The organism is Paracoccus aestuariivivens, from assembly GCF_009711225.1.
In the GTDB taxonomy this organism is placed as follows: domain Bacteria; phylum Pseudomonadota; class Alphaproteobacteria; order Rhodobacterales; family Rhodobacteraceae; genus Paracoccus; species Paracoccus aestuariivivens.
The window spans coordinates 16,138-29,838 of sequence record NZ_WMIE01000006.1 but is presented as its reverse complement, the minus strand read 5'-3'; the positions used below and the strand labels follow the sequence as shown (position 1 = coordinate 29,838).

The 13,701-nt window shown below is 62.5% G+C and carries 13 protein-coding genes and 2 pseudogenes; 7 read left to right on the top strand and 8 right to left on the bottom strand.

The genetic code is table 11. The features are described from left to right. Positions 1-10: 10 nt before the first annotated feature. The 7 genes and pseudogenes from GL286_RS11595 to GL286_RS11565 form a co-directional block, all read right to left on the bottom strand. The gene (locus tag GL286_RS11595; RefSeq protein ID WP_155095733.1) at positions 11-949 is read right to left on the bottom strand and encodes an MBL fold metallo-hydrolase; all 939 of its coding nucleotides are present in this window, start codon (positions 947-949) and stop codon (positions 11-13) included. Positions 950-1,029: 80 nt separating this feature from the next. After that, a complete protein-coding gene (locus GL286_RS11590) occupies positions 1,030-1,593 on the bottom strand; it encodes a type 1 glutamine amidotransferase family protein (RefSeq protein ID WP_155095732.1) in 564 nt (187 codons plus the stop codon). 88 nt (positions 1,594-1,681) lie between these two features. Beyond that, positions 1,682-4,408, bottom strand: coding sequence for an ATP-binding protein (locus GL286_RS11585; protein ID WP_211596297.1), 2,727 nt, complete (start codon positions 4,406-4,408; stop codon positions 1,682-1,684). A 188-nt stretch (positions 4,409-4,596) separates the two neighbouring features. After that, positions 4,597-5,685 (bottom strand): annotated as a pseudogene (locus tag GL286_RS22920) (IS30 family transposase). 34 nt (positions 5,686-5,719) lie between these two features. Then, entirely contained in the window at positions 5,720-6,007 is a 288-nt protein-coding gene (locus GL286_RS11575; protein ID WP_155095731.1) for a hypothetical protein, read from the bottom strand. A gap of 12 nt (positions 6,008-6,019) precedes the next feature. Further along, positions 6,020-6,226 carry a hypothetical protein gene (locus tag GL286_RS11570; protein WP_155095730.1) on the bottom strand — a complete coding sequence of 69 codons (207 nt, stop codon included), beginning with the start codon at positions 6,224-6,226 and terminating at the stop codon, positions 6,020-6,022. A gap of 158 nt (positions 6,227-6,384) precedes the next feature. Beyond that, complete coding sequence (locus tag GL286_RS11565) at positions 6,385-7,299, bottom strand: LysR family transcriptional regulator (RefSeq protein WP_155095729.1); 915 nt, start codon at positions 7,297-7,299, stop codon at positions 6,385-6,387. Between the two features lie 88 nt (positions 7,300-7,387). On the opposite strand from GL286_RS11565, the gene GL286_RS11560 reads away from it, so the two are divergent. Continuing rightward, on the top strand, positions 7,388-7,954 hold the full coding sequence (locus GL286_RS11560; protein WP_155095728.1) for an NAD(P)H-dependent oxidoreductase: 567 nt from the start codon (positions 7,388-7,390) through the stop codon (positions 7,952-7,954). Positions 7,955-8,040: 86 nt separating this feature from the next. Here the strand turns inward: GL286_RS11560 and GL286_RS11555 are convergent, their stop codons facing one another. Then, positions 8,041-8,949, bottom strand: a complete 909-nt coding sequence (locus tag GL286_RS11555) for a LysR substrate-binding domain-containing protein (protein WP_155095727.1) — start codon at positions 8,947-8,949, stop codon at positions 8,041-8,043. Positions 8,950-9,117: 168 nt separating this feature from the next. On the opposite strand from GL286_RS11555, the gene GL286_RS11550 reads away from it, so the two are divergent. The 6 genes and pseudogenes from GL286_RS11550 (at position 9,118) to GL286_RS11525 (ending at position 13,697) form a co-directional block, all read left to right on the top strand. Continuing rightward, positions 9,118-9,831: an ABC transporter permease gene (locus tag GL286_RS11550; RefSeq protein ID WP_211596295.1), complete on the top strand. Its 714-nt coding sequence runs from the start codon at positions 9,118-9,120 to the stop codon at positions 9,829-9,831. Then, complete coding sequence (locus GL286_RS11545; protein ID WP_155095726.1) at positions 9,831-10,559, top strand: ABC transporter permease; 729 nt, start codon at positions 9,831-9,833, stop codon at positions 10,557-10,559. The genes GL286_RS11550 and GL286_RS11545 overlap by 1 nt, the downstream gene beginning before the upstream one ends. Before the next feature lie 25 nt (positions 10,560-10,584). Beyond that, positions 10,585-11,331 (top strand): annotated as a pseudogene (locus GL286_RS11540) (ABC transporter ATP-binding protein). 46 nt (positions 11,332-11,377) lie between these two features. Beyond that, positions 11,378-12,214 (top strand): lysine/arginine/ornithine ABC transporter substrate-binding protein, encoded by an 837-nt coding sequence (locus GL286_RS11535; RefSeq protein WP_155095725.1) that lies wholly within the window; start codon positions 11,378-11,380, stop codon positions 12,212-12,214. Positions 12,215-12,280: 66 nt separating this feature from the next. Next, on the top strand, positions 12,281-13,402 hold the full coding sequence (locus GL286_RS11530; RefSeq protein WP_211596291.1) for an NAD(P)/FAD-dependent oxidoreductase: 1,122 nt from the start codon (positions 12,281-12,283) through the stop codon (positions 13,400-13,402). Further along, positions 13,386-13,697 (top strand): (2Fe-2S)-binding protein, encoded by a 312-nt coding sequence (locus GL286_RS11525; RefSeq protein WP_155095723.1) that lies wholly within the window; start codon positions 13,386-13,388, stop codon positions 13,695-13,697. Before GL286_RS11530 ends, GL286_RS11525 begins: the two co-directional genes overlap by 17 nt. The last annotated feature ends 4 nt before the right edge of the window (positions 13,698-13,701 follow it).

Genomic DNA, 13,701 nt, shown 5'->3' with positions numbered 1-13,701 from the left:
AGAGGCCGCCTTACGCGGGAACGAACCTGTAGCCCGGACCCCGACGCTCGGCATAGCCCACGCCGGGATAGGTCCAGTGATAGCCAAGCAGCTTCAGCTTTTCGGACGCAGCCCGATCCAGCAGCCGCTGGCGGCTGGCAAGCGCTGCCTCGGCGTCGGTGTCGAAGCCGAAATGCCAGTCCGGCCGTTCGAAAAAGATCGTGTCGCTGGTGCAGGCATCGCCGGTAATCAGCAGGTTGTCGCGGCCCGCAAGCTCGACCGAGACATGGCCGGGCGTGTGGCCGGGCGTGTCGATCAGGGCCATGCCGGAAAGGATCTCGTCACCCGGCTGCAATCGGGTAATGCGGTCCTTGACGGCGAACAGGTCGCGCTGCGCCCCTTTGGCAAAGCCGTGCAATGCCGCTGGCCACCGCGTTTCGAACTGTTTGTCGGTCCAGAAGTCCCATTCCCTCCGGCTGACGTAATATCGCGCATTGGGATATAGCAGCGTGCCATCGCCATTGGTGGTCGCGCCCGAATGGTCGGGGTGGACATGGGTAAAGACGACTGCCGTGATCTGTTCGGGAAGCACGCCGATGGAGCGTAGGTTTTCGGCCAGTTTCCCCGCCGTGGCCTGAAATCTGGTCCCCGAGCCGTTGTCGATCAGGACCAATTCGCTGCCATAGCGGATCAGGGGGATATTGGCCTGAACCGCCGCGCCCTCGACCCCGCCGCCAAGGCGCTTGAGGTATCGAAGCCTTTCCTCGGGACCGGCATCGGGCAACAGGATCTCGGGCGACAGGGTGATCGCGCCATCGCTGAGCACGGTGATATCGAAGGCGCCATGCGTGAAGGTATGGAACGGGGCGGCACGAAGGCCGCGCGGCAGTGCCAGCGCGGCAGCCGCCGTGGCCGAGCCAAGCAGCAATTGCCGTCTGGTCGTGCCGCGCGAAGTGACTGGATCAGGCATGTCCTTTCTCCTCTGGATTGGCCCGCCGGTTGGCGGGGCTGGGCTTTCCAAGCCTATGCCCCCGTTTCGCGGCAGGGCAGTTAAGCGTCGTAAATTGGTGAAAACGCACGGCCAAGGCGGCGCAGATCCGCGACGATATCGATCAAGGCGCGGGCCGCGCAAAGCGGCGAACATGCACTGTCGCCAAGGATCAGCAAACCCTGACCGGCACCTTCGGGGGCAATCTGCAAATGCCTGCCGGGAACAAGGGCCACCGGTTTCGCCGCCCGCAGGAACGTCTGGACGACGGACGCGATGCCATGGTCGTCCTGTGCCCAGAGTTGCCCCGACAGACCGACGCAATAGGCGGCGACGAAATCCTCGACGGCGACGGCATCCATGGCCACGGTATCGGCCAGATCGTCCCGCGCATCGCGGTCCGCCCTGAACCGCCGGACGGCGGCGTCGCCCTGCGCGGGGGTCCGCATGCCCTCGACGCCCTGCGGCGGCCCGCCCGACAGCGTCGCCATGACGACTTCGGCACCGGAATCCTTGAACGCGTAATAGGGGGCCGCAATTCTGGCCAGATCGGTCTCGGAGGGACTGTTGCTTGTCCGGCTTTCGGCGATCAGGACCAGAAAGCGGATGGCTGCGTCTTCATTCATTCTCGTCTCCTGCTCTGGGCCGATTTTCGCGCGCGCGGGCAGGAAGGACGAGTTCAGAGTTGTAAATCCGCGTTAATCCGGCAGCGGTTCAGGGCAGGGGCGTGCCAGCCCTTGTCGCATGGTCAGGGCCGGAGCCGGACAATGACAGCGCCGACAAATCCCGTTCGATCCGCCGCTGCCACGCCATTGCGCGGGTCTCGCAGGCGATGTTCAGCGCCGTGTCGAGTTCACGCGCCGCACGTCCTGCCGCCTGATCGTCCTGACCCGACAGGATAATTCCGGCCCTGACCCGATGAAGCTCGGGCAGGCACCATTTTTCGCCCGTCCGTGCGCAATGGCCGATCGCGGTGTCGATTTCGCCCAGGGCTTCCGGCCGGCGCGAAAGCCGCAGCATCGCCCGCGCCGCGACCGAGCGGAAATAGGTCTCGAACAGGGTAAAGCCGGCCGAGGAAAGTGTCCGCATCGCCGGACCAAGCTTGCTCAGGCATTTTTGGGGATCGCCGTCGAGCAGATCCAGCTCGGCCTCGAACCCGTCCGCATAGGTATGCCAGACGTCGAGCGACAGCGCCTTGGTGTGTTCGCGAAGTTGCGAGATGTATTGGGCCGCAAGGTCGTTCCGGCCCGCAAGAAGGGCGATGGGGCAAGCCGCCTCGGCCAGTGCATTCGATAGTGACAGGCCGTGGCCGATTTCCGTGGCGTAATCGACCGTCTCTCGCATCTCGCGCAGCGCGTCATCCTGATCGCCAAGCACCCACAGCGCCCGCGCCAGAATGATGCGGGCGGTCACGCGCTGGTCGAACTGGAACCGGATCGAATGCTGGCCCCCGCGCAGGGCGGAATATTCGTCCAGCATCTGGCGCAGCTCGTCGCAGGCCTCATGGTGACGTCCCTGCCAATGCAATGTCGCGCCGCGCATCCGCCTGCCGATGATCGCGTCGGTCGGATCTCCCGATCCGGGGGCGCGCGCGCGAAACCTTTCAGCGAAACCCATTCCCGCATCCGGCTCGGCGCGGTTGATGGCATCGACCCACAAGGCCCAGATCGCGCGCAACTGGTGGTCAACATCCCCGATCTGCTCGGCGATCTTCAGGGTCGTGCTCCATGCGCGGATACCATGTTCCGGCGCGTCGGTCGCCCGCATCTGCGGCCATCCCAGCGCGGCGTAAAGCTTCATGCGGCTGCGTTCGTCCAGACCCGGTCGGGCGTCCAGAAATCCGATGGCGCGACTGACCGCCACCAGACATTCGTCCAGCAGCGACAGACGGAAGAACAGGGGCAGGGCAGCGACGGTCAGCCTGACGCCCAGCAGGTGGTCGCCCTGTTCGCGGAACGACCAGTCCAGCGCCGCCCGCAAATTCGTCACCAGCGCCGCGTAATCGTCAGAGCCGTCACGTTCCGGGCGGGCGTAAAGTTCCTGCTCGGCCTGGGCCAGACGGGCTTCGACATATTGCGCCAGACGTGCCATCGTCAGGTCCATGTCGCTGCTTTGCGCCAGTTTTTCGGCCGCGTAGATCCGCGTCGTATCCAACAGCCTGTATCTGGTTCCCGAGGGTTGCTTATCCGCGCCGACCAGCGATTTCGCCACCAGCGAGGCCAGATCGTTCTCGGGGAAATCGGCCGACAATATACGGGCCGCAGCATCGGCCGCGAACCAACCGCGCAGCACCGAGAGTTCCTGCAACGCCTTGCGGTCGTCATCGGTCAGCGCGTCATAGCTCCAGTCCAGCGTGGCACGCAGCGTCTGGTGCCGTGGCAGGGCCGTCCGCCGCCCCCGCGTCAGCAGCCGGAAGCAATCCGAAAGCGAGGCAGCCAGTTCCTGGACGCTGATCGCCTCGAGCCTGCCCGCCGCAAGTTCGATGGCCAGCGCGATGCCGTCCAGTTGCGCGCAGATCGCGACGACGAACGGAACGTCCCGATCGGTCAGTTCGTAGGTTCCCAGACAGGCATCGGCCCGCTCGACGAACAGCTGCACCGCCGGAGAGGTCAAGGCCTCGGCCGCGCCAGCGGGCGCGACGGGCAGTTCCAGTGGCGGAAGGCGATGGACACGTTCGCCCTCGGCCCGCAATGGCTCGCGGCTGGTCGCCAGAATGTGCGCGCTTGGCGACAGGTCCATGATCGCCTCGACCGCCGAGGCGACGCCATCGACCGATTGCTCGCAACTGTCCAGCACCAGCATCACACCTTGGGCGCCAAGATGGTCGGCAATGTCGCGGATGATGTCGTCGCTTCGGCTCAGGATGCCAAGCGCGGACGCAATCGCGGTCGGCACAAGCGTTGGTTGCATGACATCGGACAGATCGACCCAGACGGCTTCAGGCATGGCATCACCCCCGACGACCGCGCGGGCGACCGTGGATTTGCCGATCCCGCCGGGCCCGACGATGGTCAGCAACCGCGAGCGAAGAAGCTGGGCGGAGATCTGGCCGATCGAGTCATCGCGCCCGAAGATACTGGCCCCGCGCGGACGGGCGGCGGACGCCTTGGATGCGGCGCTTCGGCCCGTCTGCGGGGTCAGTTGCGCAATGAAAGCGTAGCCGCGCCCCGGAACATTCGCGATGATCGCGGATTCGCGTTGGGTATCGTCCAGCGCCTTGCGCAAGGCGGAAATATGCACGCGCAGATTTGCTTCCTCGACGAAGGTGTCCGGCCAGACATGCTTGACGATCTCGGCGTTGGTTTTCAGTTCGCCCGGATGCGAGGCAAGGAAAGACAGGATGTCGATGGCTCTGCTGCCCAGGGGCAGGGTTTCACCGTCGCGCAACAGGGCGCGGCGATTCAGGCTGATCGTGAACGGCCCAAATTCGATGTCGCTCACCGCATTTCGCTCGCATAGAACCGAGGGTTTTTTCAGGCCGGTATCCGCATCGTCAGATCGCGGCTATCATCGCAAGGTGAGAAGCGAAATAGCAACGGAAAATCGGGGCGGAGACAGGCATCAAGGGATTTTGCCCGCTTTTGTCCAATTATTGGTCAGGGCATTCAGGATACGGATGCCTGGATGCGCTAGCCCAGATGCGACTTTGGTTGGCGGGAAAGTTTTGCGCGCCGGTGGCCGCGTCCGAGAAGGTTGGCCTTAAACACCTCGGCGGGGGTGCGGAAGCCGAGACATTTGCGCGGAGTTGAGTTTAGTCCGGCACACAGCTGTCTGAGCTCGTCCTGCGACAGGCTGTTCGGATCGGTGTCGCGACAGAGCCAACGCCGCAACCGTTTGTTGGCATTTTCCACCGCTCCCTTCTGCCAGGGTGATTGGGCCTCGCAGAACCATGTCTGCGCACCGACCTCGGCCTGTAAATGCGGCCAGTCGACGAATTCGGAGCCGCGATCGAAGGTCACTGAGCGGCAGGCGTGTCGGGGCAGGGGCATCAGCGCTTGAGCGATCTGGGTCATAATCGGCTTGGTGCGCTTTTCCTCGTTCTTCAGCACCAGGAGGAACCGGCTGGTGCGTTCGATCATCGTGGTGATATTGGCCGGTCCGTATTTCTGCCGGAACAGAACCAAGTCGTTCGACGGGCTTACGCCGCGCCATCGGGCGCGACGGTCCCGTCTCACTCCCAGTGGCCGAACTCCTTGCGATGTGAGATCACGTCGGGGCGGAGTAAGATGCTGAGTTCATAGACAAATTTCTGTGACGGGCGCTTGCGCAGCAGGTCAGCCGCGCCGTCGTCTGCGGCCCGAGGGCAGGTGAGGCCAGAGTTGGGCCCGGCGGCCTTCCTCGGAATAGACATGGCGGTAGATGGTCTCATGGCAGACCGAGGCGGGCGCGCGCTCATAGCGCATGCGCCCGGCGATTTGCTCGGGCGTCCAGCCGGCACGCAAGCAGCGCTCGATCTGGTCGCGCAAGCCGGGATCGCGGACGAGCTTGCGTCGACGTGTCCGGCGCGCATCGCAGCGACTCTGCGCCACGATGCACCAGTAGCCGCTGAGCTTCGGGCTCTCGCTGTCGTGGAAATGGTTGCACTTGAGTTCGCGCAAGATCGTCGAGCGATGCCGGCCGAGCCGACGGGCCATCTCGTCGAGGCTCAGCTTCGCATGCCGTCAGCGCAGGGTCTTGCGCCGGTCAGAGAGCGACAGGTGAGAAAACCGAACCTTCATTCCGCGATCCTTTCATGGCTCAACCCTTTGTCGATCATAAAAAGTCGCGTTCAGAAATAGCACGTCCCGCATCCTTCTGGAAACCGGCGATAATGGTCTTGAGGGTCGCATCGATTTTCGGCGCGGGCCGCGGGGCTTGCGGCCATCCGCTGCGCGACGGCGCAGACTTACTGCTGCATTGCTGCGGCATGGGGCGAGACATCGAAGGCACTTCCCAGGAGCCCTCGGCATGATCGAAAACTTCGACCCCGGTCAGCGTCTTGTTGTCGAATTCTGGTATCGGTGCCGGGTCCGAGATGACTGGCTGTTCTGACGCCGCCAACGTGATTTGCTTCTACAGGGCGACAGCGCTGTCCGGATCTCCCGTGAGTTCGATCACGCCAAGAAGTTTGGCCTTGGCCAAGTGGAATTCGATCCGCCCTATGTCAGCGGGCGGATCGAATTCCACTCCCGGCAAGACAAGGGCAAATTTACCGAAAGGTTTTCTGGGCATAATCCTTTCGCTGATATTGGCAAAGCCCTCCGTCTTGAGATCGAGCATCTATTGTCGGACGACCAGAGCGCGTGCAATCAGGTAGAGCCACGCTTCCCGGATCGCATCAGCCTCGGGCGCAGTGGCCATGGCATATCAGGGCATGCCCGACAGGAGACACAGCGTTGTTCGCAATTGCAGAAACGTCCTGCGGAGAGCGTCCCGCGTCATTCGACATTCAAGCCTTCGGGCGAATGCCGCAGCAATTGGGCCAGCATTCGGGCAGCATGGTTCAACGCCCTGTCCTTTGTCCGACGTCGATGCCAGGCGAGGTGCAACGGAAAGCCGGTGACAGGGACCGGCGGGGGAAGGCTGATCAGATCGGGTGCGGTGGACATCACGCGCGAGGGCAACATGGCGATCATGTCCGAACCGCGCAGCAGGTCCGGTACCATTCCGAAACTCGGAACGACGACTCCGACACGCCGCTGGCGGCCCAGCAGTGCGAGTTCGGCATCGAGCGGGCTTTTCTTCATGCCCCGACCGGAGACCATAATATGCCCGTAGGCCAGCCACCGGTCGATGCCGAAGTCAGGAATGGCCGGATGGCCGGAGCGGAGGGCGATGACATAATGTTCGAGCAGAAGTTCCTCGCGGTGGATGTCGTCATCCTCGCCCGGAAACACCGAGACGGCGATATCGGTGGTGCCGTCGATCAGCGCCGCCCGTGCCGCCTCTGCTCCGAGCCAGGGCTGGATCACCAGATCTATGCCCGGCGCGGTTTCGGCAAGGGCGCGCTGCAATGAGCCGATGACGAAAATTGCGGGATAATCAGCCATGGCGATGCGGATGGTCTGGCGTATCTCGGTCAGCTCTGTTTCGACCGGATCGACGAGATCTCCCACGCCGGCCAGCAAGGATTTCAGCGGTCCGCGAAGCGCCTCGGCCTTTGCTGTCAGCCGCATCGTACCTCGGCCCCGCTCAAGTAATTCGTCGCGGAAAAGATGGCGGCAGCGTTGCAGGGCCGCCGAGGCGGCCGGTTGCGACAGGCCAAGCCGGTCAGCGGCGCGGCTGACATGGGCCTCGTCCAGCAGCGCGTCGAGGATGACGAGAAGGTTAAGGTCGAATGATCTTAAATTCATGTGACGGATAATAGACTATATCGCATATCGATTGGATTAATTTTCAAGGCCCCGGCAACGTCAACTTATCCGAACCAAGGAGATGACGATGTCCAAGACCCTGATCCTGATGTTCCACCCCGATCCGAGCCGGTCGAATGCCAATGTGGCGATGGCCCGTGCAGCTGCGGCCCTGCCGGACGTGGAGGTGGTGGACATGATGGCCGCTTGCCCAGAGGGGCTTCATCTTTTCCGCGATGGCGAACGCGAGGCGGCGCGGCTGCTCGCTGTCGACAGGATCGTACTGCAATTTCCCGTCCAGTGGTACTCGACGCCGCCACTATTGAAGTCGTGGCAGGATGCCGTGCTGACGCGAATGTTCTACATCACCTACGAGACCGAGGGCCGCCATCTGGAAGGGACGCCCCTGATGATCGCCGCCACCGCTGGCAACACGCGCGAGGCCTATTCGGCGGGCGGGCAAAATCTGTTTCCCATGACCGAACTTATCGCGCCGCTTCGCGCCACCGCACATCGCTGCAGGCTTGACTGGGCCGAGCCGTTTTTCCTCTATCGGGCCGACAAGCTTTCGCCGGACGAGATCGAGGCGGCTGCGCAAGATTATGCCGCACACCTCGCCCGATGGATTGATGCACGGGCGGAACAGGTGGCCTGACGCATGGGGCAGGCGGAAAAGGGCGGGGTTTGGAGGATCGAACACTGTTCTGTCGACTCGTGCCAGCCGTTCTATCTTTGGCCTGATTAACCAATCTGCCGCGCAACGAATTCGTCGTGGTAGTCCCCGAATTCGGCTTGGAAACAGTCGATCAGATCGGATTGCGGCTGATTTGCCGAATGGATCGTCAGAAAACCCGCCTCGATGAAAGGTCCGAAGGGCCGGATGGCCACGCCACGACCGGAAAACTCGGCCGCAGAACTCGGGTCGATGATCGCGATGCCCGTGCCCTCGCTGACCAGTGACAGCGCCGTATGCGACAGGCGCGTCTCGATCGAGGTCAGGCGCGGGATACCTGCCAGGGCGACCTCGACGCGCATTGCGAAGATCGTACCCGGTTCGAGCGTGATCATCCTCTCTCCGGCCAGATCATGGGGGTGGATGACTTGCCGCGCGGTCAGGGGATGGCCCTCGGGCATCGCCACGATGGCGGCAAGTGAACGTGGCGTGACGATGAATCCGGGTAGGCCCAGCGTGCCATCCGCATAGCCGATTTCGGCCTGACCGCTGGCGACGGCCTCGATCACCGTGGTCGAGGGCATGCCATTCAACGAAACCCGAAGGTTCGGCTTGTCGCGTAGGAACCGTCCGAGAAAGCGCGGCAAGATCCCGCTGGCAAGTGCAGGCATGGCTGCGATCCGAAGGGTGCCAGCGGCGTGGCGCGAGATTTCGTCTGCGACGCCGGCAATCCGGTTCAGACCCACGAAGGAACGCTCGACCTCGCGCCACAAGGACAATGCTTCGGGGGTGGGGGTGATCTGGTTACCGCGCCGTTCGAACAGGCGCAGGCGGGTCGCGTGTTCAAAATCGCGGATGAGCCTGCTGACGGCTGGTTGGGTGATCGAAAGCAGTTCCGCGGCAGCGGTGATCTGGCCCGCCATCATGACGGCGCGGAACGCCTCGACCTGCCGCAGGTTTAACCGATTGGATAACATTTGGTTATGCTCTCCGTCTTGGATTGAATTTGACCGCACGGTTTCGAATGTGGTTCCTGAAGTCAATCAACAAACATCCGAGGCTGCCGTAGGGCGAATGGGTGCGGGGTCAATTATGACGGGCACGTCCCGTCGAAGCTTGGCCGCTGACGACAGGGAACTGAAAACTTGGATTACCTGACACTGATGGGCTTCGGGCCGGATGGCTGGGGCTGGAGCATGCTGCGCGCCGCAGCGATGACATTATCGGTCGCGATCGGCGGCTACGTGATTGGCGTGGTGCTGGGTTGCATCGCCGCCGCCGCGAGCTTTTCCGGCCTTGTTCCTGTCCGGTCCGTGGCGGGCGCCTATAGCACCGTTATGCGGGGAGTGCCGGATATTCTGGTGATCTACCTGTTCTATTTCGGATCGGGCCAGTTTCTGGCCGCATTGGCCGATCTGGCAGGGCATGATGGTTTCATCACCATTCCCGCATTTGTGGTCGGCATCCTCGCCATTGGCGTGGTGTCGGGGGCCTATCAGATGCAGGTGTTTCGCGGTGCGGTCCTTGCCCTGAACAAGGGCGAGATCGAGGCGGGTCGGGCCTGCGGTATGGGTCCCGCGTTGTTGTTTCGCAGGGTTGTCATGCCTCAGGCCCTGCGTTTCGCGGTCCCCGGCGCGGGGAATGTCTGGCAGTTGGTGCTGAAGGAATCGGCGCTGATCTCGGTGATCGGGCTGGTCGAACTGATGCGGCAGGCACAGATCGGCGCGGGTTCGACACGGCAGCCCTTCAGCTTTTTCCTGACGGCGGCGGCGCTTTATCTGCTGATCACTGCTGCGTCTGGTCGGATTTTCGCCTGGCTTGAACTGCGCGCCATGCGCGGTGTCCGGAGGGCGGCGTGATGGGCGATTTCCTGACCTTCATGGCCGTAAGCCTGACGACTTTGCTGCGCGGCGTACCGCTGACACTGCAACTGGCGCTGTTGTCGGTCGTGACAGGGGGCATCCTTGCATTCGCGCTGGCCTTTATGCGTCTGTCGAACCGTGTCTGGTTGGATTACCCGGCGCGCGCCTATATCTTTGTCTTTCGCGGCACACCTTTGCTGGTCCAGATCTACCTGATCTATTACGGGCTCGGGCAATTCACCGGATTGCGCGCGAGCTTCCTTTGGCCGTTTCTTCGCGAGGCCTATTGGTGCGCGATGCTGGCCTTGGCGTTGAACACCGCGGCCTATAGCGCCGAGGTGGTGCGCGGTGGGCTCCTCTCGGTCCCGTCCGGCCAAATCGAGGCAGCGCGTTCCTGCGGCATGTCGCACTGGCTCACCTTCCGCCGGATCACGCTGCCGCTGGCCCTGCGCCAAATGCTACCCGGCTATAGCAATGAAATCATCCTGATGGTGAAATCGACGGCCTTGGCCTCGACCATCACGGTGATGGAGGTCACGGGGCTCGCCGCCAAACTGATCTCACAAAGCTACCGCCCGGTCGAGGTCTTTGTCTGCGCCGGTGCGATCTACCTTGTCATCAATTTTGCGGTCGCGCGTGGCTTCACGCTGCTTGAGCGCCGCTTTTCCCCCGAACGCCAGCGGCCCCATGTCCAGCCCAATCAGATCGAGGAATCCCGTGTCTGAACGCAATGCCATCCCCGCCGTCGAGATGAACGGCATTCGCAAATGCTATGGCAATCACGAAGTCCTGCATGGCGTCTCGCTGACTGCCTGCGAGGGCGAGGTGATCTCTATCCTTGGCTCGTCGGGTTCTGGAAAATCGACCTTTCTGCGCTGCATGAACCTGCTCGAGGTGCCGAATGCGGGCAGCGTGTCGATCTGCGGCGAAAGTATCGCGTTCGATCAGCGGCCCGGAAAGCCCCCGCGACCGCAGAACCCCAAACAGGTCGAGCGACTGCGCTAGAAAGCCGCGATGGTGTTCCAGTCCTTCAATCTGTGGTCCCACAAGACCGTGCTGGAAAACCTGATCGAGGCTCCGATCCACGTCCAGCGCCGCGACATGCAAGACTGCATTGCCGAGGCGGAAGCCCTGCTCGAGCGCGTCGGTCTGGCATCGAAGCGCGATGCCTATCCCGCGCATCTGTCTGGCGGGCAGCAGCAACGCGTGGCCATCGCCCGCGCCTTGGCCATGCGGCCGGACGTGTTGCTGTTCGATGAGCCAACCTCGGCGCTGGACCCGGAATTGGTCGGCGAGGTTCTGAAGGTCATGCGCGATCTGGCCGCCGAGGGGCGCACGATGCTGGTTGTCACCCACGAGATGGGCTTTGCGCGCGAGGTTTCCAGCCGGGTGGTGTTTCTGGATCAGGGTCTGATCGCCGAAGAGGGCACGCCCGATCAGATGTTCACTGCGCCGCGAACCGAGCGGTTCCGCCAGTTCATCTCGCGCCAAGGTTGATGCGTCCTGCAAACGAACAAGCCGACACGAACAGAGAGGATATCGAATGAAACCAGTCATGATGATTGCTGCCGCAATGGCGGTGGCCACTGCACTACCGCTGCATGCCGAGGAAAAGGTCCTGCGTATAGCGACCGAAGGCGCCTATGCACCATGGAATTTCACCGGACCAGATGGGAAGCTCAAGGGCTTCGAGATCGATCTGGCCGAAGATCTGTGCAAACGCATGGAGGTCAAACGCGAAATCGTCGCCCAAGCATGGGACGGGATCATCCCCTCGCTGACGGCTGGCAAATATGATGCGATCATGGCGGGGATGAGTGTTACACCTGAACGTGAAAAGGTGATTGCTTTCTCGAAACCATACGCTGCGGGGATCAACGTTCTGGCTGTTGCACCGGACAGCCCGCTTGCCGATTTGCCCGGCACGGGGGAAACGTGGTCACTGACCAGCCAGTCGGATCAGGCCCAGAAGCGTCTGGACGAAATCCGCCCACTACTTGATGGCAAGGTGATCGGGGTGCAGGGGTCCACGACGGCCTCGGCCTTTATGGAAAACACCTTTGGCGACAGCGTTGAGTTGCGCGAATACAAGACCGCCGAAGAGCATAATTTCGACCTGATGAACAGTCGCCTTGATGCCGTTCTTGCCAATGCGACCGTTCTGGCCGAGGCCCTGACCAAGCCGGACATGGCGGGGGCCAAGGTCACGGGCCCGATGCTTTCGGGCGGGATCTTTGGTGTGATCGGTGTTGGTCTGCGCAAGGACGATTCCGAGCTGAAGCAGAAATTCGACGAAGCGGTCGGTGCTGCGGTCAAGGACGGCACGGTCAGTGCGCTGTCCGAGAAATGGTTCAAGGTCGATATCAGCCCCCGCGACTGAGTTGATCTTGGTTTTCGGCGTGGCAACCTGCCGCGCCGGATCGTTCACACTTCTCTGGAATAAATGATGCACAACCCTGAAATCCGCGACATGGTGGTCGTCGGAGGCGGACTTGTCGGCGCGTCCTTAGCGTGGGGGCTGGCGCGCGAAGGCGTCTCGACCCTTGTGCTAGATGGCGATGATCTGGATCTGCGTGCCTCCCGGGCGAATTTCGCGCTGGTTTGGGTACAGGGCAAGGGCCTTGGCGCGCCTGACTATGCACTTTGGTCGCAGACCGCCGCCGGCTGCTGGCCGGAATTTGCGACAGAACTGGCAGCGGATAGCGGCATCGATGTCGGCCTAAGCCAGCGCGGCGGTTTCAGCTTTGCGCTGTCGGATCGGGAACTGGAGCAGCTTGCTTCCGAGATGGTGCGTATCCGCTCGGAAACCGGCGTTCGCGCGGCGTCATATGAGGTTCTCGATGCGGTAGCGACGCGGGTGCGTCTGCCACATGTCGGGCCGGATGTGGTGGGGTCGATTTATTCGCGCGCCGATGGTCATGTGAACGCATTGCGGTTGTTTCGCGCGTTGCATGTCGCGATGACCGCACGCGGCGTCGAGTATCGCGCGCACCACGCCGTCAGCGATATCGCCGCGGTTTCGAATGGCTTCCGGCTTTCGGGAAACTGGGGGTCGGTTCTGGCGCGACGTGTCGTGCTGGCGGCGGGCCTTGATAACCAGCGGCTTGCCCCGATGCTTGGGCTGCATGCGCCGATGAAGCGCAGCAAGGGCCAGATTCTGGTCACTGAAAAATGCCGTCCCTTCTTTGATCATGTCTCGGCCACCATCCGTCAGACCGACGAGGGCGGTGTGATGATTGGCGACAGCGAGGAAACCGGGACGGAATCCATCATGACCGATCAGGACATCAGTGCCGTTCTGGCGCATCGCGCGATCAGGGTCTTTCCCTGCCTGTCCGAGGCCAACGTCCTGCGAAGTTGGACAGGTTTTCGTATCAAGACCATGGACGGGATGCCGATCTACGAACAATCTGAGCGCCATCCCGGCGCTTTCCTTGCCAGCTGCCATTCAGGTGTCACTTTGGCCTCGAACCATATGCTCAGGGTTGCGCCGATGATCGCGGCAGGCGCCCTGGCACCCGAACTGGCCCCGTTCCATTCGCGGAGGTTCCATGTTCAGGCGCATTGAAGCCGTTGCCGACGAGATCGGCTTTTTCTTCGACGGTAGACCGTTGCGCGCGATGCAGGGCGAGACGGTGGCGACGGCCCTGCTTGCCTCGGGTGTGGGTGTGTTCCGCAGCAGCGTGGTCAGCGGGGCTCCGCGCGCGCCTCTGTGTCTGATGGGGGTCTGTTTCGATTGCCTCGTCGAAATTGACGGGGTCGAAAACCGACAGAGCTGTCTGGTCGAGATCCGCGAGGGAATGGATGTCCGCAGCCAGAACCGCGCCCGCCAGCTGAAGCAGGGGACGATCTCGTGCCGGTGAAACA